Genomic DNA, 21,343 nt, shown 5'->3' with positions numbered 1-21,343 from the left:
CGTCGAAAGTAGTTGGTGGGAAACTACCCGCGAGGATAGATAGTTGCTACGCTGTTATTATTCCGGATTAGCTCAGTTGGTAGAGCATCTGACTGTTAATCAGGGTGTCGTCAGTTCGAGTCTGACATCCGGAGTTTTTTTTTACCTTGGAGAGTTGTCCGAGTGGTTGAAGGAGCATGATTGGAAATCATGTATACGGGTATTGACCTGTATCAAGGGTTCGAACCCCTTACTCTCCGTCAGGACAAATTCAAAAGATATTATACCAATAAAAAACATTATATCAGACGATATAGTGTTTTTTTGTTTCCAGTGAATGTTTTTCAATATAAAGAAACATCATTGAATTAAAGAGATTGTAAATTATTTTTAAATAAATATATACAAACCGTAAGGATATATGATACACTTATTTTCGTTGATTTATTACGCGCCTATAGCGCAATTGGATAGAGTGTCTGACTACGAATCAGAAGGTTGTAGGTTCGACTCCTACTAGGCGCATAACGAAAAAAAGAGACTTATGATATTTTTATCATAAGTCTCTTTTTTTATCTTTTAATACTTTTTACAAAATCTTGGTAATCTTTCTCCTCACCGGTATCTTCAATTTTTAAATTATCTAGTTCGTTTAGATGTAAAGCCTCTTCAGAAACCTCGATGGTGTGTGTAAAAGTAGCATTGCCAATTAGATGGATCTTACTTAGTTCTTTGGTTGGATTTAATTCGATATTAGTTTTAACCATACCGCCAGGATTGTAAACAGTAATATCTCTGTTGGAATCAAATTGATCTGGATACAATAGGGCAAAGACTAAACTCGTCGCTGATATACCGGTTCCACAGGCATTAGTAAAGCCAACACCACGTTCAAAGGTTTGCACGAATAATTTATTGGTGTCTAATATTTTAGCAAAACTGACATTAACCCCTTCAGGGAAATATTGGTTTACGGAATTTAGTTTTTGACCAAGGTTGTTGAGCGTATTGTGATCGATTTCGGAGACAAAACTGATAAGATGTGGATTCGGTACAGCGATAGCTGAAAACTTTTCTTCTGGTACGAACTCAGGTATCTCTGAATTTATCATTTCGGTAAGATCTTTATAGACAAAGGGAAGAGCCATCTTATTAAATGATATAGGGGATATCTCAACACTGAAAGCTGGTACTCCAGAATAAAAATCAGTTGCTCTTTTGACTGATAAATTGGATTCCAAAGTTTCAACAGAAAAATGATCTAATTGATATTTTTCTGATAGATAACGACTAACTGTTCGTAATCCGTTACCACACATTTTTGCTTCACTACCATCAGCGTTGATAACACGCATTTTACCAAGACAGTCATCGCTAGTGTCAATGACTAAAAGTCCGTCAGCACCGTCTAAAATATTTTTACAAAGATTAATTGCTAAATTCTTTAATTCATTATCATTTAATTTGTTATCTAGAATCGTTTGGTCCAAGATAAAAAATTGATTCTCTGAACCATGAACTTTTAATAGTTTAACCATATTTTTGAACCTCGCTTAATCAAAAAAAGTTTTATAAATTTGTTGTACAGCATTGTCAGCATCTGAAGCACGAGTCCCAATCATGATAGATATTCGGGAAGCACCTTGGTTAATCATATGAATAGCAATATCATTTTGAGTTAAGGAATCAATGACTTTACCGATAGTTCCAATATTATGGGCTATTCCTTCACCGACTACCATGATAATGGCATAATCATCGATCCACTCTAGGTAATCCGGTTGAAGAGTTTCTTTAACATCACGACAGAGCTTTTGAATAGTATCTTTATCTAGTTTGCTACGATCAAAGATAACAGTTAAATCATCAATTCCGGAAGGCATATGCTCATAAGAAATATTATATTTATAAAAAATCTTTAAAAGTTTCAAAGTAAAACCAACTTCTTTATTTAAGAGGTAACGGTGTAAATAAAGTGCTGAGAATCTTTTAGAACAAGCAATACCGGTAATCTGGTTAGAAGGATCAAAGATGAATTGTTCAGGGACAATCATAGTTCCATCTGCTTGAGGATTGTTAGTATTCTTAATATTTACAGGGACTTGTCCTTTAACGGCGGGAATGATGGCTTCATCTTGGAAAACGGAAAAACCAGCATAAGATAGCTCTCTCATTTCACGATAGGACATCTTCTTTATTGCTTGTGGATGATCGACGATGTGATTGTTGGCAACGTAAATTGCATCAACGTCAGTAAAGTTTTCGTATAGATCAGCATTCAATCCGCGGCTAAGAATGGCACCAGTAATATCTGATCCTCCACGAGAGAAGGTATAAATTGAACCATCAGCACTGTATCCGAAGAATCCTGGGAAGACGACTCTTGAGTCTTTAGGCAATTGAAGTTGTTCCAAATTGCTGTAAGTTTCAGATGAAATATCCGCATCGTTGGGTTGACCATGAACTCTGATACCAGCATCTTTAGGATCGATAAAGATTGCTTTAATATTTTGAGCGTTAAGGACTTGTGTCAGTAAAATAGCATTTAAAAATTCACCGTGAGCTTTAAATGCAGCCATTAAATGGTCGTTGTCGGTAAACTTATCTTGAGTCAGTTTATCTAGTTTGGATTTTAGAAGTTTGATTACTGAATCATCAAGTTTGAAGTGATCACTGATTTCTTGATATCTGGAAATGATATTATTTTCAATCTTTTGATAGTCATCTTGATTAATTACAGCATTGGCATACTGAATTAACAGATCAGTAACTTTAGTGTCATTGGAAAATCTTTTTCCAGGTGCAGAAGTTACGATAACCTTACGCTCAATATCTTCTTTAATAATCTTAATAACTTTCTCAAATTGTTCTCCAGTGGCCAAGGAACTACCACCAAACTTGATAACTTTCATGAAATACACCCCTAAAATTAAATAGTTTTTAATGATGAGTGTATCATTTTTAGCCGTCATGACAAGGAGAAACACGATAAAGTTAGAAAAATCAGTTATTTTTTAATATTACTTGACGAATAATGAGTATTGTTATAATCTTAATACCAATAAAAGAGGTCGCAACGGACATGAGTAAATGAGGGAGTCACTGTAATGACTTTGAACTCATTGAAAGGGGAAGTTGCCGAAGTGTTAGATCTTACAGGATCTGATGAACTGGGGCGTATTAATAAGAGAATACGAACTGTCGTGATTTTATATCACGTTGAGCTTATGACAAATTTAAGGTGGATCGAAAAGGTCTCTTTGTTATTAAGCAAAGAGATCTTTTTTTGTTTGATAAAGGAGTTTTGAAAATGATTATAGATGAATTAACAAGTAAAAATGGACATTTAATGATAGATGGTGTTGATAGCGTGGATTTAGTTAGGGAATATGGAACACCACTCTATGTTTTTGATATTTCCAAAGTTCGCAATCAAATAAGAGAATTTAGATCTGCTTTTGAAAAGGAACATTTAAATTATCAAATTAGTTATGCTAGCAAGGCTTTCGCCGTCAAGGCTATTTATCAGGTTATGAAGCAAGAAAATGTACATGTAGATGTTGTTTCAGGTGGAGAATTATATACAGCCTTAGCTGCTGGTTTTCCGAGTGACAAGATAAGTTTTCATGGTAACAATAAATCTTTAGCAGAATTACAGATGGCAGTAAAAAATCATGTTGGAGTAATTATGTTAGATAATTTTCATGAAATCGAACTTTTACGACAAGTTTTGAAAGAATCTCAAGAGACTATTCAAGTAATGTTACGGTTAACTCCCGGGATCTCAGCTCATACACATAAGTATGATCAGACTGGTCAAACTGATAGTAAGTTTGGATTCGACGTTAAGTCTGGGCAGGCCAAAAAGGCTTTGAAGTTAGTTTTGGATAATCCCCAGATGAAATTGTTAGGATACCATGCCCATATTGGTTCACAGATTTTTGGTACTGAAGGATTTAAAATGTTGGCTCAAAAGATGATTGAAATATCTAAAGAATTTCAGAATGAATTTAATTATTGGCCTCAGGTAATAAATTTAGGTGGTGGCTTTGGAATCAGTTATAACGAAGATGATGATCCTATTACTGCAAGTGATTTTATTTCAGCCATCAGTCAGGAATTAAAACGGGATTGCAAAGAAATTCCAGAAATTTGGATCGAACCAGGGCGTTCGATTGTGGGACCGGCTGGATATACGCTTTATAAAATTGGTTCAAGAAAAGATATCCCTGGATTGGAATCTTATGTATCTGTTGATGGTGGTATGGGTGATAATATTCGCCCAGCTTTATATCAAGCTAAATATGAAGCAGTTGTAGCTAACAAGATGAATCAAGCAGATGTTGAGACGGTCCATATTTCAGGAAAATATTGTGAATCAGGTGATATCTTGATTGATCATCAAAAGCTTCCACAAACGGAGGTTGGAGATGTTTTAGCGGTTCTTGATACTGGAGCTTATGGTTATTCAATGGCTATGAACTACAATCGTAATCCCAGACCAGCAGTTGTTTTCGTTGAGAAGGGGCAGGCTAAATTAGTAGTTAAAAGAGAAACTTATGAGGATTTAGTAAAATTAGATGGTAATTATTAGGAGAAAAATATGACAAAAATGAATGCGACGGAAATTATCAATTATATAGGAAACGCTAAGAAAATTACGCCAGTGAAGATTTATTTACAAGGTGATATTTCTCAAATTAAATTCCCGGATGAAGTTAAAGTTTTTAAAACTAATGATTTAGCAATTATTATTGGTGATTACCAAGTAATTGAACCGATCTTAAAGATTAATCGTTTAACTGATTTTTATATTGAAACAGCGGCACAAAACTCTGCTGTACCAATGCTGGATATTAAGCATATCAATGCCAGAATTGAGCCAGGAGCGATTATTCGTGATCAAGTTGAGATTGGTGCAAATGCTGTAATCATGATGGGAGCAGTGATTAATATTGGTGCTGAGATTGGTGAAAAATCAATGATCGATATGGGAGCCGTTCTTGGGGGTCGTGCAATTGTTGGAAAAAATTCACATATTGGTGCAAACGCAGTTTTAGCTGGAGTGATTGAACCAGCCTCTGCTCAACCAGTTCGAATCGGTGATAACGTTATTGTTGGTGCTAATGCGGTGGTTTTAGAAGGTGTGCAAGTCGGTGATGGCGCTGTTATCGGTGCTGGAGCAGTCGTTACTAAGGACGTAGCGCCTAATAGTGTAATGGCCGGTGTACCAGCTAAAGTATTGAAAATCAAAGATCAAAAGACAACTGATAAAACTCAAATTGAGAGTAATTTAAGGAAGCTATAAAGATGACTTTGACTAGTGATGAATTAATTGAGATTAGACGACATTTACATACGATTCCAGAGTTAGCTATGAATGAATATCAGACACATGATTATTTGAAACAAGTAATTGCAAGTTTTCCTCAGACCAATTTGGAAATTAAAGAGCTACCAGAATTACCAACTGCTCTGTTGGTATTGGTCAGAGGAAGCAATCCTCAAAAGAGTATCGGTTATCGATGCGATATGGATGCCTTACCCGTTGATGAAGTGAATGGACTGAGTTATGCTTCAAAACATCCACATGTAATGCATGCTTGTGGTCATGATATTCATATGACTGTGGCTTTAGGAATTTTAAATTATTTTAGTGTCTACCAACCTAAAGACAATTTAATTTTCTTCTTTCAACCAGCTGAAGAGAGTAAGAGTGGTGGGAAAGTTGCTTATGATTTAGGGGCCTTTAGTGGTCAGTTTAAAGTTGATGAATTATATGGTTTACATGACAATCCAGAATTGAAATCAGGCGTTATAGGGAGCTGTAACGGTACATTGTTTGCTGGAACAACAGAAGTAAATATCATTATCAATGGTAAAAGTGGACATGCAGCGTACCCACATTTGGCCAATGATGCTATAGTAATTGCTGCTAATTTTATTAATCAAATTCAAACAGTCATTTCTCGCAATATTGATCCTACGAAATGTGGCGTGATAACATTTGGCAAGATGCAAGCCGGAGTGATCCGCAATGTGATTGCTGGACAAGCTCGTTTGGAAGGAACAATTCGTGGGTTAACTCAAGAAATGATTGAGTTTATTCGTCAAAGAATAACTGAGATTGCTAGCGGTTTGCAGAAATCATTCAATTGTCAAATTACAGTGGAGTATAACCAAGGTGGTTATTTCCCAGTGGAAAACGATCCACTACTAACAAAGAATTTTATTGAATATATGCAAAAACAACCATCGGTTGATTTTGTTGAAACCGAGCCTAAGATGACCGGAGAAGATTTTGGGTACTTATTAAATAAGATTCCAGGAACAATGTTTTGGCTAGGAGTGGAGAGCTCAGGAGCATTGCATTCACATGATTTCCTTCCCAAAGAAGACGCTATAAAAAAAGGTGTCGATGCTGTAGTAGGTTTTTTGAATTATCGAATGAGTCCGGAGGAAAAATAAATGTTTACAGATGTTGATTTAATGACAGCTATCATTACGCCATTTGATGAAGAATTAAAAATAGATTATAAAGCTTTAAAGAAGTTAACAGAGCATTTGTTAGCAACCGGTTCTAAGGGATTTGTTATTGGGGGAACGACTGGCGAGACACCTACGTTAACGGAAAATGAGAAGTTAGATTTATATCGTCATTTTACGGAAATAGTTGATGAACGTGTACCAATAATTGCTGGAGCTGGTAGTAATAATACCGTCCAAACAATCGATTTTATTAATAAATTGGCACAAGTCCAAGGTATCGACATGGCATTAGTTGTAGTTCCTTACTATAACAAACCTAATCAACGAGGGATGATAGCTCATTTTGAAGCCATTGCTAAAAATTCTCCTTTACCAATTATGATTTATAACATTCCTGGACGAACGGGCGTGTTAATGGAGAAGGAAACAGTTGTTAAATTATCTCAGAATAACAATATTAGTGGTGTTAAACAGTGCAATACAATGGAAGACTTGGAATACATTGTTGAGCATACAGCTGATGATTTTAATGTTTATAGTGGTGAAGATGCACAAGCTTTATTTGCCAAGGTAATTGGAGCCAACGGAGTTATTTCGGTAGCTTCACATCTCTACGGTGATGAAATGACTAAAATGTATCAGAAATTGAATGCTGGCGATTATAAGACAGCCGGTAAAATTCAACGTCAATTAACACCCAAAATGGCTGCATTATTCATGTATCCTTCGCCCTCACCAGTTAAAGCCGCTCTTAATAAGTTGGGTTATGAAGTCGGTGGTTGTCGCTTGCCAATCGTATCGTTGAATGAAGCAGAAAAAAATGTTTTGTTTGAAAAATTGAATCTTTAGGAGTCTTTTTATGATAAGAGTTATTGTTTCAGGTTTTAATGGATCGATGGGTCAAAAGGCAGTTAGAATGGTTAATCAAAGTGAGGATATGCATTTAGTCGCTGGATTTAATCCAAGTGTGACTGACCTGAACCCGCAGATTTATGATTTAAATGAGGACGTTAAAATTTATAATAAGCTTACTGATATTAATGTTGTGGCCGATATTTGGATTGATTTTTCAATACCTAGTGCGGTGTTTGAAAATACTAAATTTGCGATTGAGCATGGTATTCGTCCAGTTATCGGAACAAGTGGTATGAGTGAAGAACAGACAAATGAGTTAAAACGGTTAGCTGACAATAGTAACCTAGGTGGAATTATTGCGTCGAACTTTGGATTATCCGCCGTTTTGATGATGAAATTTGCTCAAGTAGCTGCTAAATATTTTGCTGAATCGGAAATTGTTGAAAAGCATCATGAAGATAAAATTGATGCCCCCTCAGGGACGGCTTTAAATACTGCTAGACTGATTTATGAAGCTAGAGGGCACGATCAGAAACAACATAGTAGTAAAGATCCGCTTAATACTCGTGGTGGAGATTATCACGGTATTAAGATTCACGCACTCAGACTACCGGGCTTTGTCGCAGATGAAGAGGTTATCTTTGGTGGAGTTGGTGAAACTTTAACTATATCTCAAAGTACCACTGATCGAGAGTCATTTATGACTGGTGTTAAGCTGGCAATCCATGAAGTAATGAAAAGTGATCATTTAGTTATCGGTTTGGAACAAATTATTTAGAATTATTACAAAATAATTAATTAAATGAATACAATTTGTTATAGAATTAAATTATTATAATTTAAGGAGTGTCATAGAATGCCAGAATTAGATTCAACAGTAAAAAATGTTGTCAACGAAACTATAGAACCAATGGGAATTTCTCAAATTCGGATTTTCGCTGAAAAATTTGCTAAAATCCCCGGATTGATCAAATTAACATTGGGTGAACCTGATTTTAATGTTCCTGAACATGTTAAGACAGCAGCTATTGAGAGTATTGAAGATAATGATTCTCACTATTCAGCTCAAAAAGGGATCATCGGTTTGAGAGAAGCTATTTCTAATTACTTGAGTAAACGTTTTGAAATTGATTATGATCCTGAAACAGAAATTGTTGTAACGATTGGGGCCACTGAGGCTATCTTTGATTCTTTAGCAGCTATTATTAATCCTGGTGATAAGGTATTGATTCCAACACCAACTTTTGCACTTTATATACCGATTGTAAAAATTCTAGGTGGAATTCCAATCCAAGTGAATACTACTGATGATGGGTTTCGTTTAACTGGTAAAAAATTACGTGAGGTTATCGCCAAAGAAGGTGCCGATAGAGTAAAGGCCTTAATTCTGAATTTCCCCGGTAATCCAACTGGTTTTGTTTATTCAAAAGATGAACTACAAGAAATTGTTGATGTTGTTAAGGATAAGGAAATGTATGTTATTTCGGATGAGATCTATGCTGAATTGACGTATGGGGAAAAACATATCTCTCTAGCCAAGTTAATGCCCGGAAAAACTATTTTGATCAATGGTTTATCTAAATCACACGCAATGACTGGTTACCGAATTGGCTATATTGCAGCTCCTAAAGACTTCGTTACGAACGCCGCTAAAATGCATGCCTTCGTTGTAACTGCTCCTTCTAATCCGGCTCAATATGCCGCTAAAGAGGCTTTGACAAATGGGATTAACGATTGCATTCCGATGCGGGATATTTATCAAGAACGTCGTGATTATATTGTGGATCAGTTAAATGATATTGGTTATGAAACAAAATTACCTGAAGGTGCATTCTATACTTTTTCGAAGATTCCTAATGAATTTAATTTAACCGCAGTTGAATTTGCTAATAGATTAGCCGAAGAAGGAAAAGTTGGTGTAACGCCGGGGACCGCTTTTGGCGATGGTGGCGAAGGTCATTTTAGAATGTCATATGCATCTTCAATGGCTGATATTAAAGAAGCTATGAAGAGATTAAGAATTTTTACAGAGAATTTAAAAAATTGATTTAAGGGATGAAGATTTATGAGTGATGGATATACAGTAGCTATTTTAGGTGCCACAGGTGCCGTTGGAACACGTTTAATTCAACAATTAGAGCAATCAACTATTCCGGTTAATAAGATAAAATTATTGGCGTCATATCGTTCTGCGGGTAAGAAATTACAATTTAAAGGGCAGGATGTAACGGTTGAAGAGGCCAAACCGGAATCATTTGAGGGTGTTGATATTGTTTTAGCATCGGCTGGTGGTTCAGTTTCTAAAAAATTCTTACCTGAAGCTGTTAAGCGTGGAGCTGTTTGTGTCGATAATACAAGTGCCTTTCGAATGGAAGAAGATGTCCCATTGGTAGTTCCTGAGGTAAATGAAGCTGCACTTTATAATCATCATGGGATTATTGCTAATCCAAATTGTTCAACTATTCAAATGATGGTAGCACTAGAACCGATTAGAAAAGCTTTTGGTTTGAAGCAAATTATTGTTTCAACTTATCAAGCTGCTAGTGGTGCTGGCCAAAGTGCTTTAAACGAATTGTATTCAGAGGCACAGGATTATTTGGATGGTAAGGATATGCATGCCGATATTTTTCCCACGAAAGGTGACGAAAAGCACTATCCATTGGCCTTCAATCTTTTACCGCAAATTGATGTTTTAGAGGATAATTTATATTCTCACGAAGAATGGAAAATGATTCATGAAACTAAGAAAATTATGCTTGGCGATATGAATTCACCTGAGATTAAAGTCACGGCTACTTGTGTCAGAGTACCAGTTCCAATCAGTCATGGTGAATCAATTTATATTGAAGTTGAGGATAAGTCCGCAACGACAGAAAAGATTCAAGAACTGATCAGACAAGCGCCGGGAGCCGTTTTGGAAGATGATCCTAAGCATCAAATTTATCCACAACCAATCAATGCCGTGGGTAAGCGTGATACTTACGTTGGACGTATTCGTCCAGATTTGGAAAATAAGGGTGCATTCAACATGTGGGTTGTTTCCGATAATCTTTTAAAGGGCGCAGCTTGGAATACAGTGCAAATTGCTGAACGTTTGGTTGCCGATAATTTAGTCCATAATTAGTTAATTTAAAATGGAATGCAGATTTTAGGCTGTGTTCCATTTTTTTTTGGATATTTCTGTTAAAATATTCAAAGACAATTAATACTAGGGTGAGAAAATAATGAAACGAATAACAAACGTTTTTAACGAAGGTGTTTTGGATCTATTGGCCAATGCTGGAGTTGCGATACCGTATTTTTTTTGTTTAACTTTGTACAATCAGAATAAAAATATATTTGTCTATGCATTGCCGTTCTTAATGCTATATACATTTAGAGCCTTGGGAATGTTATTGACTACTTTTATTACATTACCGGCTTCAACTATGTTGGCTATGTCTAGTTTCTTCGGAGTCATAGGGTCGTTGTGTATTTTAGGTGCGGGTAATCCCGTCTTTGGAATAATTGGAGGAATTCTATTAGGATTAGCTTCAAGTTGGATCTGGCCTTACTACTTAACAGTTAGATCACGAGGCAAAATGGATAAAGAGTTCAAATTTAATCGGATGCACACTTTATCGGTAATTTTGACTTTGATATTATTGGTTGCCGTTCAATTGATTGCGACTCAAACTAAAATGTTAAGTCTATCCTTTGTCTTACTAGCTTTCTTATTCTTTGCCGCCATGGTAGGTGGGATGAATATTACACATCGTTTGACCTTTTACCAAGGAATTGAAACTAAACAGAAATTCCGTGTTAATTCACTATTCAGCTTGATTGTTTTAGCAAGTTTAGTCATGTTAGTCTTCATCATTCGTTACACTAGGTTAAAGGCTGTTTCTCAGACATTCGATCTGATCATCAGTATAGTAGCGATTATGCTATTTCTCTTCCTAGCATATTATCAAATCGATATTCATAAAAAGATTTTTCCTGTAAGTTTGGTAGCTATCAACCGTGGAGTAATCATGAATTACGTTATGCTTTATGCTGTGTTTGACAGTACCGTTAGATTTGGATTTAATTCTTTGATGTTGATTTATGCTATTTATTTAATTGGTTTTGAATTGGGGCCAGTTGTCTTAAAGAAATACCAGTCACTTAGATATCCATTACTTTTAATTGGTTTAATTTTATCGTTATTTAATTTTACATACTTTGTTGGATTGTTCCTTTGTGCCATCTTTGTGGGAACAGATAATCGGATTTTAAATGATGCCCTTTATAATCATCCTGATTTAGATTCTGAAAGAGCCTTTTTAATTAAGTATCAACTTTCTTGCGTGGGGAATGTATCACAACAGTTAGTTTATATGACAACAATTTATTTCATTAGTTATTTTGCAAAAATAAATGCATTGGGGTTCTTTAATAGTCATGTTACCGATGGTCCAACTAACTCAGTTTTGTATCGAGTTCATATTTTCATAACGGCAATTGTGTTTATCTATGCCGCAGTAACGTTTTACTTTGCACGTGAAAAAGAATAATAAATTATAAAAAGAGCTATCTAGCGCATAGATAGCTCTTTTAGGTATGCACTGATATAACGCCGTTATGATTAATAATAGTTTTACTTATAGTTTGATAAATGAATCTAAATGAGAATGATTCTAAATTATGTCTCTAAATACTATTTTTATAATTTGTGAAATTGTATAATTATGTTAATGAAAAGTATTTCGAGGGAGGACGTGATTTTATGAATTCCGATAAGATTAAATTGTATGCAACACTAACAATTGGGATTATTGCGGCGGTATTGGAATTTATCTTTCATTTACCTAGTTATGCTCAATTGATAATTAGTATTCTAGGATTATTATTGGCCTTGATCATGTTTGTGGATATGGTAAAGGTTCTTAAGTCAGGGAATTTTGGAATCGATTTATTAGCAATTACTGCAATAGTAGCGACAATCGTGTTGGGCCAATATTGGGCTGGTTGGATAGTTCTATTAATGCTGACAGGTGGAGATTCTTTAGAGGAATATGCGGCTAACAAGGCTAAAAGTGAATTGAAATCACTCTTAGATAATACTCCTTCACAAGCGCATCTCATTATTGATCAAACAGTTAAGGATATTGATATTGATGATGTTAAAGTTGGGGATGAGTTGCTTATTCGTCCTAAAGAGCAAGTTCCAGTTGATGGAGTAGTATTTGACGGGACTTCGGAAGTAAATGAGTCATCTTTGACTGGTGAATCGGTTCCTGTAACAATCGGAAAAGATTCACATGTTATGTCTGGTTCGATCAATGGAGAAAATCCTTTTAAAATTAGAGCCGAGAAAGTGGCTGCTGATTCTGAGTATCAAGCTATCGTTAAACTGGTTAAGGAGTCAGAAACACATCCAGCTCACTTTGTTAGATTAGCTGATCGTTATGCAGTCCCTTTTACATTAATTGCTTATGTAATTGCTGGGATTGCTTGGTACATTTCTAAAGATCCAATTAGAATTGCTCAAGTCTTAGTAGTAGCTTCACCATGTCCATTGATTTTGGCTGCACCGATTGCCTTTGTTTCTGGCATGAGTAGAACAAGTAGAAATGGAATTATTGTTAAATCAGGAACAGCCTTAGAAAAATTGAATTCTGCTAAAACAGTGGCCTTTGATAAGACAGGAACGATTACGGAGGGTAGATTAATTGTTAATGGTTTTAAGTCAGTCAATGGCTTTAGTAAGGAACAAGTTATGGTTTATGCTGCATCCTTAGAACAAAATTCAAGTCATGTTATGGCTAAGGCCATTGTCGATTTTACTTTAAAACATAACTTAGAATTATTACCAGTAACTGATTTAAAAGAGACAACTGCTGAAGGTATTGTAGGAAAGATTGATGATATTGAAGTTAAGGTTGGTCAAGCCGAATTCGTAACCGATGAAAAAGTTGATTCAGTGACTGGATCAGGAGTTTATGTTTCAATTGACGGTGAATATGCAGGTGTGTACAGCTTGTTGGATCAAATTAGACCGGAGGCTAAAACAACAATTCAAGGTTTAAAGAATTTTGGTATTAGTAATATTTTGATGATTTCAGGTGACAAAAAAGAAGCAACCGAATTGGTTGCTTCAGAGGTAGGTATTACAAAGGCATTTCCATCCAGTTTACCTGCTGATAAAGTAAAAATTATTAGAGGCTTAGGAAAAGAGTATCATCCTACTGTAATGGTTGGAGATGGTGTTAACGATGCTCCAGCATTGGCTCTAGCTGATGTTGGAATAGCGATGGGTTATAAGGGCGCCAATGCTGCTAGTGAATCAGCTGATGCAGTTATTTTACAAGATGATCTTAGCAAAGTAACCACGGCCGTTAAAATTGCTCATGATACGATGAAAGTTGCCAAAGAAGCGGTATTAATCGGAATCTTCATTTGTATTGCTTTGATGATAGTAGCTGGATTTGGTTTAATTCCAACCATTATTGGCGCAATGCTTCAAGAAGTGGTTGATACTGTAGCTATTCTGTATGCTCTTCGTGCTAGAAGCGATAAATTATAACCAACCGTATGTATCTAAATTCATTTCTCGCTTTGGTAATTTAGATACATAAGGATTTCCTTTTACAATAAAACGCATATTTTTTGAAGTCCAAGGCTCTTTATTCTTTACACCGATTCTTGGTGTAGCTAGAATTTCTTGAGGAGTCTGGACTTTTTTTGCGGAAAAATTGAAATTATTCTCATTTAAAACTGTTCCAGATAAAGATTTATCTTTGATGCCAAAGGCTGCCATCCACTTAGCAGGTCCATTGCTAACATCAAAACCAGTTTTGCTACGATTCTTTTCCATCAGATCGAGACCCTCTAGAGGTTGTAATCCTCTAATTAGGATACCATTTGGCGTACCAGCTTTTTGGATGCTGATATCCATATCTAGCCAACTATGAATTGAGTAAATATAAATAGTCCCGCCGGATTGATAGAGTGGGTCATTAGCTTTAGTGTGACGACCATTATAGCTGTGAGCTGCCATATCAATGGGTCCTAAGTAGGCCTCAGTTTCTACAATTAAACCTGAGAACTTTCCTTGATCAGATTCATAGGTAAAAGTATGTCCTAACATATCTTGTGCCAAATCCATTGTTTCCGCGCTTTCAAAGTACTTTTGTATATCCAAAATTCAAATTCCTCCCAATTTTTCAAAAAAGTTAAAAAAACCTCTTGCAACGTCTTTATTATTATTGTATTATATTTCTTGTGCTTGAGAGAGCAATACATAAATAAATATTTATGACCCGTTGGTCAAGTGGTTAAGACACCGCCCTTTCACGGCGGTAACATGAGTTCAAATCTCGTACGGGTCATTTTGGAGGATTAGCTCAGCTGGGAGAGCATCTGCCTTACAAGCAGGAGGTCACAGGTTCGATCCCTGTATCCTCCATACCAAAAACCTTTAAACATCTAACTTTGTTAGATGTTTTTTTGTACAAAAAAATCATCCCATAATTATGGAATGATTTCAAATACCTTTTTTATGAAGTAAGTAAGAATAAATGCATGGTGCTAGAACAATTACCAATATAGTTGGGATAAAAATTAGTTTTATTGATATAAATGAAGCAATAATTATAATTATTCCACCGACAATATAGATTTTTTCACCAAATTTATGGGTCATATTCCAATTCTGTTTACTGTGTAGGGTCCAGGGAATCCTTATTCCAATGGTGTAGTTTGATTGAACTTTTCCTAAAGTTATACCAAGAATGATGAAAATGATTCCTAAGATTAAGTTTACGTAATTAGCTTGGAGTACCGAAGGGAAGGAACCAAAAACCGTTAATAGAAGAATCACTGCTGAAAGGACCGGCATAATAGAAAAAACTGTTTTTTGAATCCAGGGCTGGATATTCTCATTTTTAGGATCTCTAGAGACAATTATAATTAAGAATAGTTGCACAATTGTCAAAATGATTGGTAATGTGATGAGAGCCACTGGTTTAGAGTTCCAATTGTCAGCAATCATTTGACTGTTAAAATGGGTAGGCAAGCGATTTGGAATTTTATTCCAGAAAAGCGTAGCAATTAGTATCGGGATCCAGATAGCTAAAATAGATTCTAATTTAAAACGAGTAATCTTTTTGATAATGAAGGCCTTCAATCTTTTTTGCTATCATTATATGATGATTGAGCCATTAAGATTAAAGATAAATATGTATCATACGTGATGTCTAATTAGATGATTAAAATTAAATTACCGATAACACGGTAGAAAAGATTGGGTTGTGAAAATTTTTGATATTTTTTCAAAAGAGACATGGCTAAAACGAAGATAATAATAGTAAAAGCTGTCCAGATACTAATATAATTTAAAATAAAAAGCATAAATGAAAGAATAGAGAAAACGATTAACTGTAGATAATCATATTTGGTTCCTTCAAAATAATCGATTAAGACACATGCTAAGTTAATCAATAGTAGCGGTACTACGAAATTAATGGAAATGAAATGCATGTATGTAAATGCTAAGGCTATGGACATAAAACTAGGTACGATGAAATCTTCGATTAGTGAAGCAATGTTCTGATAATTATCTGGTAAATATTTGAGCATATATAGGAAAACTAATTGTACAAAGACCAAAATAATAACAAATTTATTGAGTGAATGTATTGAAAGTATTGCCAAAAGTAGATAAATGCCACTATATAGTAAATGGAAGTACTTATTAGGGTTTAAAGTAATAATATATTCCTTATATAGAGCCACCATTGCAATCATGATAATTAGGAAACCATGAATGGTATAGTTGTTCAAATTATGTACAAAAATAAAAATAAATGGAAAAATATGATAACTAATAAATTCAATAAGGGATGCTAATATTTTTTTAGATTTTAGATTGTTCATGTGAGCTCCTTAATACTTATAAAATCATATTAATGTAAGAAAAGTTTAACGTCAATCGCTGATTTCTTATGAAAACTAGCTAATTTTGTGTTAACCTATTAAAAGGTTCCTGATGGGATCCTTTTTTTGCGAGGAGAGGCCCTGTAACCGAAAAGGTGGAAAGAAAATTATGTCAAAAAATTATTTATTTACTTCTGAATCAGTTTCAGAAGGACATCCAGATAAAGTTGCTGATCAAATAAGTGATGCAATTCTCGATGCTATTTTAGCAAAGGATAAAGATGCACGTGTTGCATGCGAAACAACTGTTACAACAGGTTTAGTCCTAGTTGTCGGTGAAATATCAACTTCCGCATATGTTGATATTCAAAGCGTTGTTCGTAAGACCATTACCGATATTGGTTATGATGGTTCTAACCCAGGATTTGACGGTAATAGTTGCGCCGTATTGGTAGCACTAGATGAACAATCTCCTGATATTGCACAAGGTGTTGATGATGCGCTTGAACAACGTGATAATCATCAAGATGTTGATCCATTGGACCAAATTGGTGCCGGTGATCAAGGTTTCGTCTTTGGATTCGCTACAAATGAAACAAAGGAATTCATGCCTTTACCAATCTCTTTAGCTCATAAGTTAATGAGAAAGACAGCTGAAGTTAGAAAGAACGGTACAATTGATTACTTGATGCCAGATGCTAAGTCACAAGTAACTATTGAATATGATGGCAACGATCATCCAGTTCGTGTTGATACGATTGTTATCAGTACACAGCACAAAGCTGAAGCTAGCTTGGACCAAGTCAAAAAAGATATTAAGAAATATGTTATTGACGAAGTTGTACCAGCTAATATGATTGATGACAAGACTAAGATCTTGATCAATCCTACCGGCCGTTTTGTTATCGGTGGACCAGAAGGAGATTCTGGACTTACAGGACGTAAAGTTATCGTGGATACTTATGGTGGCTTTGCTCGTCATGGTGGTGGTGCTTTTTCTGGTAAAGATGCTACTAAAGTTGATCGTTCAGCAAGTTACGCTGCAAGATATATCGCAAAGAACCTTGTTGCAGCAGGCGTTGCTGAAAAGGTTGAAATTCAAATTGCATATGCTATTGGTGTTGCCAGACCTGTATCAGTTCATGTTGATACATTTGGTACTAGTGACTTTTCAGAAGAACAAATTGAAGAAGTTATCAATAAATTCTTTGACTTACGTCCACTAGGTATCATAGAAATGCTTGATTTACAAAGACCAATTTATAAGAAGACGGCTGCTTATGGTCACTTCGGACGTACAGATATCGATTTACCATGGGAAAAACTTGATAAAGTTGATGATATTAAGAGTTTCTTGAAAATTTAATCGATGATTAGCAGAGGCGTTCTTTAAAGTTTAACTTTAGGGAGGGTCTCTTTTTTTATGGAGGGAATTGTTTAAATGACACAAAAGAATCAATCGAATGTTGTAATTGTCACGATCGCCGTGTTTATTGCCACATTCATGACTGCAATAGAGGGTACAATTGTTTCAACGGCTATGCCGACTATTATTGGGAGTTTACATGGGGTCAGTTTAATGAACTGGGTTTTCTCAATATACTTATTAATGACGGCTGTAGCAACACCAATTTATGGTAAATTATCCGATATAATCGGTAGAAAACCAGTATTAATGATTGGTTTAGTTCTATTTGTTATTGGATCGACACTATGTGCAATGTCAAATTCAATGTTGACCTTGATCTTAGCACGTGTGGTTCAAGGAATTGGCTCAGGAGCTATTCAGCCATTAACCTTTACAATTATTGCTGATATTTACCCCTTAGATAAACGTGCCAAGATATTAGGATTCAATGGATCAGCTTGGGGAATTGCTGCTATTATCGCTCCCTTACTAGGTGGTTTTATCGTTGAAAAATTGAGTTGGCACTGGGTATTTTTAATCAACTTACCAGTTGGTTTGTTGACAATGAGCTTGATTTGGATCTTCTTTAAAGAAGAAAAACGAGAGCATGAGAAATTACGAATTGATTATGTAGGTACTATCTTATTAATTTTGATCTTATTGCCATTAATGTTGGCCTTACAAAATATTGGTAGTAGCAATATCTTTTTACCAATTGGTTTAACGGCTGTTTCAATTATTTCTATTTTCTTATTTGTTCACGTTGAGAAGCACGTTGCTGATCCAATTTTGCCGTTGGAATTATTCAAGAATAAAACTTTTGTTATTCAGAACTTCTTAGCCTTGATCGTTAGTGGCTTCTTGATTGGTTTTGAAGCCTATATCCCTACATGGATGCAAGGAATCCTTGGCTTGAGTCCGTCAATGGGTGGATTTGCTGTTACACCTAGTTCAATTGTTTGGATCTTTGGATCATTCTGGGCCGGAACTTTGATAAAAAAAATGGCACCCAATCGTGTCATTTATATCAGTCTCTTTTTCTTAGCTATTGCCAATGGATTGCTTTTGATGGCAGGTCCAACAACGCCATTTATCTATTTCTGTGGCTTAGCTGCAGTAGCCGGATTAGGATTTGGTCTAACGATTACTACTACAACGGTTACAGCTCAAACTGTTGTTGATCCAGAAAACGTTGGGGTAGCAACTAGTTTCAATACTTTATTGAGAACTATTGGTCAATCCATGATGGTTTCTGTATATGGAATTATCTTGAATACTGCTTTAGCTCGTGGTGCAGCGGAAAATAAGAATATTTCAGTTGATATGATGAATAAGCTGATCGACCCACAAACAGCAAGTTCCTTACCACACCAACTTTTGCCCAAAATGCGACAAATTCTTTTTTCAGGATTGCACAATATTTATGTGGCATCTCTTGTATTATTAGTATTGGGTTTAATTCTTAATGCCTTTGAGTTGAAGAATCGAAAGATCCTTGGCTCTGAACAATAGAGTGTTGAAAGTTACGATTATAGCTGCCAGTGTATAACCGCCTAGAACATCACTAGGATAATGTACACCTAAAAAGATTCTGCTATAGCCAACTAGTAATACCATAATGATTGTCATTATGCTGATGATTGCTTTAATTTTTAGTTGCTTAAAAATATGGAGACTAATAATCAATAGCGATATGTATAATGCAAATGAGCTTGCTGAATGACCACTTGGAAAACTATAACCACCAGCATAAACATAATGGTAATGACTTGGTCGAGGTCGTTCTATTATGTTTTTTATTAGACTATTGAGTAGGGCAACGACGACCTTATTCAAAACTAAATAGATAGCAGCGTAGTAGTATTTTTTAATTACTAATAGGATAAAAAATATTGCGGCAATCAATATTGTGGGAAAAGTGTCACCAAGATTGGTAATAGGTCTAAATATGTTCAGTGAGAATTGGTTATGATGGTAGATTTGTTGTATGAGATTGGTATCGAATTTAGTAATAATTGTACTTTTTAGAGCTACATTTATACTCCAGAAGGTAAAAAATATTACTAAAATGATTAATAAAAGGAATATTTTTTTAGATATTTTCATAATTTTGAGTCTCTCTATTGTTTAAGATTTTGTTAAGAAATATAATATAAAGTATAAAGATTTTGAGGAGAGCAAAATACTTATGGTTATTACACGTCGTGAAAGAAAAATTGAAGATAGTCGATTGACTAGATTAAATAATAAAAGAAGCAAGAATGCAAACTTGCGTAAGAACATGACCATATTAGGTTCTAGTATGTTTGTTGGTGCTGCGGTAGCTGAAATTGCCGATGTGTCTGCTCCAACGTCTGTTAAAGCTGAAGCTTTGTCTGTGAATAATTTATTGTCTCAAAATTCAACTGTTACAACTACTCCAGTTAGCTCTAAGGGAGTAGGAGATCAACAATTTATTGATTATATTGGTAATTCTGCTCGAAAGCTTGCCTCAAACAACGACCTTTATGCATCAGTTATGATTGCTCAAGCCATGATTGAAAGTGGTTGGGGAACTAGTGGTTTAGCTAGTGCTCCTAACTATAATCTATTTGGTATCAAGGGTGAATATAACGGTGCATCAGTTAATATGGGTACACAGGAAGATGATGGAACTGGTAGTCTTTATTCAATCAATTCTAACTTCAGAAAATATCCATCGTATAAGGAATCACTTGAAGATTATGTGTCACTTTTAAGAGGTGGAACAACTGGCAATTCGCAATTGTATGCCGGCGCTTGGAAGAGTAACACTAATTCCTATAAAGATGCTACTAAATTTTTAACTGGCCGTTATGCTACCGATACAACTTATGCATCTAAGCTAAATAGTATGATTGAAAAGTATAACTTGACCCAATTTGATGATACTAGTGCTAAGACTTATACAGTCGCTCAAAATGATACCTTACAAACAATTGCTGCTAAATTTAATATTTCAGTTGAAGATTTGATGAATATGAATAATCTTAAGACTGATAATTATATTTATCCAGGTAAGACTTTGATTGTTAGCCAGGATACTACAACTAATAATCAGACAACAACTACTAATACAACAAATACGGCCAATAATGGCAATATGGTTAATACTGCTAATAAGACTACGACTGACAAAGATAGTGATATTGGCAATGTTGGTGATGCCTATGGTAGTAAACAGGCTCCAGTTATTGTTCAGGATGAACGTAGTGGAGTAAAGAAGTATGTTCCATCTGATAATTCGGATTCAGATTCAACTGCTATCAATGTTCAAAATGATTACAGCGATAATAATTCTAATAGTGATACAGATAGTCAAACTAATAAATCAGTAACTGTTCAAAGTGGTGATACGATCGACTCTATTGCATCACAAGCCGGAACAACAATCGATAATATTAAGAAATTAAATAATCTTAATTCAGATTTATTGGTTGTCGGACAAACATTATTGGTATAAGATATAAAGCAACGGAAGTAGTAGATTATAAGGATTCTTCACAGAAAGCGCATGGGGATGTGAATGCGTAGATTTTTATTTTCGAACTCGTCCACTAATAATAGTTACCGAACTTAAGTAAGTGACTACGCTTGATCCTCGTTAAGGATTTTGAGAGTCGTACTTATTTGAGTACGGAACTTAGGTGGTAACGCGATAACTCGTCCTATGATTAATATAATCATAGGACTTTT

General features: G+C 35.2%; 18 protein-coding genes, 5 tRNA genes, 2 riboswitches and 1 other annotated feature. Of the genes, 17 read left to right on the top strand and 6 right to left on the bottom strand.

Annotated elements, in window-relative coordinates; all coding sequences use genetic code 11:
* Positions 1–61 precede the first annotated feature (61 nt).
* The 3 genes from FC97_RS13155 to FC97_RS13145 all read left to right on the top strand — a co-directional run bounded on the left by FC97_RS13155 (position 62) and on the right by FC97_RS13145 (position 504).
* Positions 62–134, top strand: a tRNA-Asn gene (locus FC97_RS13155).
* A gap of 14 nt (positions 135–148) precedes the next feature.
* A tRNA-Ser gene (locus FC97_RS13150) sits at positions 149–239 on the top strand.
* Positions 240–430: 191 nt separating this feature from the next.
* Positions 431–504 (top strand) — tRNA-Arg (locus FC97_RS13145).
* A gap of 47 nt (positions 505–551) precedes the next feature.
* On the opposite strand, the gene dapF is transcribed toward FC97_RS13145, so the two are convergent.
* Together dapF and FC97_RS13135 are read right to left on the bottom strand one after the other, a co-directional pair.
* The gene (gene dapF, locus FC97_RS13140; RefSeq protein WP_054642106.1) at positions 552–1,517 is read right to left on the bottom strand and encodes a diaminopimelate epimerase; all 966 of its coding nucleotides are present in this window, start codon (positions 1,515–1,517) and stop codon (positions 552–554) included.
* 15 nt (positions 1,518–1,532) lie between these two features.
* Entirely contained in the window at positions 1,533–2,891 is a 1,359-nt protein-coding gene (locus tag FC97_RS13135) for an aspartate kinase (RefSeq protein ID WP_056968357.1), read from the bottom strand.
* Positions 2,892–3,036: 145 nt separating this feature from the next.
* Positions 3,037–3,214: riboswitch (Lysine riboswitch) on the top strand.
* A gap of 75 nt (positions 3,215–3,289) precedes the next feature.
* Between FC97_RS13135 and lysA the strand changes: the two genes are divergently transcribed.
* The 9 genes from lysA (at position 3,290) to FC97_RS13085 (ending at position 13,870) form a co-directional block, all read left to right on the top strand.
* Positions 3,290–4,573, top strand: a complete 1,284-nt coding sequence (gene lysA, locus FC97_RS13125) for a diaminopimelate decarboxylase (protein ID WP_054642119.1) — start codon at positions 3,290–3,292, stop codon at positions 4,571–4,573.
* A 9-nt stretch (positions 4,574–4,582) separates the two neighbouring features.
* Positions 4,583–5,287, top strand: coding sequence for a 2,3,4,5-tetrahydropyridine-2,6-dicarboxylate N-acetyltransferase (gene dapD / locus FC97_RS13120; protein ID WP_054642103.1), 705 nt, complete (start codon positions 4,583–4,585; stop codon positions 5,285–5,287).
* A gap of 2 nt (positions 5,288–5,289) precedes the next feature.
* The gene (locus FC97_RS13115) at positions 5,290–6,447 is read left to right on the top strand and encodes an N-acetyldiaminopimelate deacetylase (protein ID WP_054642102.1); all 1,158 of its coding nucleotides are present in this window, start codon (positions 5,290–5,292) and stop codon (positions 6,445–6,447) included.
* Positions 6,448–7,317: a 4-hydroxy-tetrahydrodipicolinate synthase gene (gene dapA / locus FC97_RS13110; RefSeq protein WP_054642101.1), complete on the top strand. Its 870-nt coding sequence runs from the start codon at positions 6,448–6,450 to the stop codon at positions 7,315–7,317. It abuts the gene before it with no gap.
* 10 nt (positions 7,318–7,327) lie between these two features.
* The gene (gene dapB, locus FC97_RS13105) at positions 7,328–8,101 is read left to right on the top strand and encodes a 4-hydroxy-tetrahydrodipicolinate reductase (RefSeq protein WP_054642100.1); all 774 of its coding nucleotides are present in this window, start codon (positions 7,328–7,330) and stop codon (positions 8,099–8,101) included.
* A 78-nt stretch (positions 8,102–8,179) separates the two neighbouring features.
* The gene (locus FC97_RS13100) at positions 8,180–9,370 is read left to right on the top strand and encodes an aminotransferase class I/II-fold pyridoxal phosphate-dependent enzyme (RefSeq protein WP_054642099.1); all 1,191 of its coding nucleotides are present in this window, start codon (positions 8,180–8,182) and stop codon (positions 9,368–9,370) included.
* An 18-nt stretch (positions 9,371–9,388) separates the two neighbouring features.
* Positions 9,389–10,447 carry an aspartate-semialdehyde dehydrogenase gene (locus FC97_RS13095; protein ID WP_054642098.1) on the top strand — a complete coding sequence of 353 codons (1,059 nt, stop codon included), beginning with the start codon at positions 9,389–9,391 and terminating at the stop codon, positions 10,445–10,447.
* A gap of 100 nt (positions 10,448–10,547) precedes the next feature.
* Positions 10,548–11,858, top strand: coding sequence for a hypothetical protein (locus tag FC97_RS13090; RefSeq protein ID WP_054642097.1), 1,311 nt, complete (start codon positions 10,548–10,550; stop codon positions 11,856–11,858).
* Between the two features lie 212 nt (positions 11,859–12,070).
* Entirely contained in the window at positions 12,071–13,870 is a 1,800-nt protein-coding gene (locus FC97_RS13085; RefSeq protein WP_054642096.1) for a heavy metal translocating P-type ATPase, read from the top strand.
* Here FC97_RS13085 and FC97_RS13080 read toward each other — a convergent pair.
* A complete protein-coding gene (locus tag FC97_RS13080) occupies positions 13,865–14,488 on the bottom strand; it encodes a DNA-3-methyladenine glycosylase (protein WP_082604747.1) in 624 nt (207 codons plus the stop codon). The two genes, FC97_RS13085 and FC97_RS13080, sit on opposite strands and share 6 nt — an antisense overlap.
* Before the next feature lie 115 nt (positions 14,489–14,603).
* On the opposite strand from FC97_RS13080, the gene FC97_RS13075 reads away from it, so the two are divergent.
* Positions 14,604–14,675, top strand: a tRNA-Glu gene (locus FC97_RS13075).
* Between the two features lie 4 nt (positions 14,676–14,679).
* Positions 14,680–14,752, top strand: a tRNA-Val gene (locus FC97_RS13070).
* A gap of 78 nt (positions 14,753–14,830) precedes the next feature.
* Here the strand turns inward: FC97_RS13070 and FC97_RS13065 are convergent.
* Positions 14,831–15,472, bottom strand: a complete 642-nt coding sequence (locus FC97_RS13065; protein WP_054642095.1) for an SdpI family protein — start codon at positions 15,470–15,472, stop codon at positions 14,831–14,833.
* 74 nt (positions 15,473–15,546) lie between these two features.
* On the bottom strand, positions 15,547–16,221 hold the full coding sequence (locus tag FC97_RS13060) for a hypothetical protein (protein WP_056968354.1): 675 nt from the start codon (positions 16,219–16,221) through the stop codon (positions 15,547–15,549).
* A 93-nt stretch (positions 16,222–16,314) separates the two neighbouring features.
* Positions 16,315–16,393: riboswitch (SMK box riboswitch) on the top strand.
* On the opposite strand from FC97_RS13060, the gene metK reads away from it, so the two are divergent.
* Together metK and FC97_RS13050 are read left to right on the top strand one after the other, a co-directional pair.
* Complete coding sequence (metK, locus tag FC97_RS13055; protein ID WP_056968353.1) at positions 16,391–17,587, top strand: methionine adenosyltransferase; 1,197 nt, start codon at positions 16,391–16,393, stop codon at positions 17,585–17,587. Its footprint overlaps the riboswitch before it by 3 nt.
* Positions 17,588–17,662: 75 nt before the next feature.
* Entirely contained in the window at positions 17,663–19,141 is a 1,479-nt protein-coding gene (locus FC97_RS13050) for an MDR family MFS transporter (protein ID WP_056968351.1), read from the top strand.
* On the opposite strand, the gene FC97_RS13915 is transcribed toward FC97_RS13050, so the two are convergent.
* A complete protein-coding gene (locus FC97_RS13915) occupies positions 19,085–19,735 on the bottom strand; it encodes a phosphatase PAP2 family protein (RefSeq protein ID WP_054642093.1) in 651 nt (216 codons plus the stop codon). The two genes, FC97_RS13050 and FC97_RS13915, sit on opposite strands and share 57 nt — an antisense overlap.
* An 82-nt stretch (positions 19,736–19,817) precedes the next feature.
* On the opposite strand from FC97_RS13915, the gene FC97_RS13825 reads away from it, so the two are divergent.
* Entirely contained in the window at positions 19,818–21,110 is a 1,293-nt protein-coding gene (locus tag FC97_RS13825) for a glucosaminidase domain-containing protein (RefSeq protein ID WP_054642092.1), read from the top strand.
* Positions 21,109–21,321: a binding site (T-box leader), on the top strand. (Overlaps the previous gene by 2 nt.)
* The last annotated feature ends 22 nt before the right edge of the window (positions 21,322–21,343 follow it).

Source organism: Companilactobacillus kimchii DSM 13961 = JCM 10707 (assembly GCF_001435445.1).
Taxonomy (GTDB): Bacteria; Bacillota; Bacilli; order Lactobacillales; family Lactobacillaceae; genus Companilactobacillus; species Companilactobacillus kimchii.
This window is presented reverse-complemented; position numbering and strand designations above follow the sequence as displayed.

Bases quoted from the DNA above. Each gene is read 5' to 3' on its own strand.
- dapD (WP_054642103.1), top strand. From the start codon at position 4,583: ATGACAAAAATGAATGCGACGGAAATTATCAATTATATAGGAAACGCT.
- FC97_RS13095 (WP_054642098.1), top strand. From the start codon at position 9,389: ATGAGTGATGGATATACAGTAGCTATTTTAGGTGCCACAGGTGCCGTT.
- FC97_RS13100 (WP_054642099.1), top strand. From the start codon at position 8,180: ATGCCAGAATTAGATTCAACAGTAAAAAATGTTGTCAACGAAACTATA.
- dapF (WP_054642106.1), bottom strand. From the start codon at position 1,517: ATGGTTAAACTATTAAAAGTTCATGGTTCAGAGAATCAATTTTTTATC.
- metK (WP_056968353.1), top strand. From the start codon at position 16,391: ATGTCAAAAAATTATTTATTTACTTCTGAATCAGTTTCAGAAGGACAT.
- dapA (WP_054642101.1), top strand. From the start codon at position 6,448: ATGTTTACAGATGTTGATTTAATGACAGCTATCATTACGCCATTTGAT.
- FC97_RS13825 (WP_054642092.1), top strand. From the start codon at position 19,818: ATGGTTATTACACGTCGTGAAAGAAAAATTGAAGATAGTCGATTGACT.
- FC97_RS13090 (WP_054642097.1), top strand. From the start codon at position 10,548: ATGAAACGAATAACAAACGTTTTTAACGAAGGTGTTTTGGATCTATTG.
- FC97_RS13060 (WP_056968354.1), bottom strand. From the start codon at position 16,221: ATGAACAATCTAAAATCTAAAAAAATATTAGCATCCCTTATTGAATTT.
- FC97_RS13115 (WP_054642102.1), top strand. From the start codon at position 5,290: ATGACTTTGACTAGTGATGAATTAATTGAGATTAGACGACATTTACAT.
- FC97_RS13050 (WP_056968351.1), top strand. From the start codon at position 17,663: ATGACACAAAAGAATCAATCGAATGTTGTAATTGTCACGATCGCCGTG.
- FC97_RS13915 (WP_054642093.1), bottom strand. From the start codon at position 19,735: ATGAAAATATCTAAAAAAATATTCCTTTTATTAATCATTTTAGTAATA.
- FC97_RS13085 (WP_054642096.1), top strand. From the start codon at position 12,071: ATGAATTCCGATAAGATTAAATTGTATGCAACACTAACAATTGGGATT.
- dapB (WP_054642100.1), top strand. From the start codon at position 7,328: ATGATAAGAGTTATTGTTTCAGGTTTTAATGGATCGATGGGTCAAAAG.
- lysA (WP_054642119.1), top strand. From the start codon at position 3,290: ATGATTATAGATGAATTAACAAGTAAAAATGGACATTTAATGATAGAT.
- FC97_RS13135 (WP_056968357.1), bottom strand. From the start codon at position 2,891: ATGAAAGTTATCAAGTTTGGTGGTAGTTCCTTGGCCACTGGAGAACAA.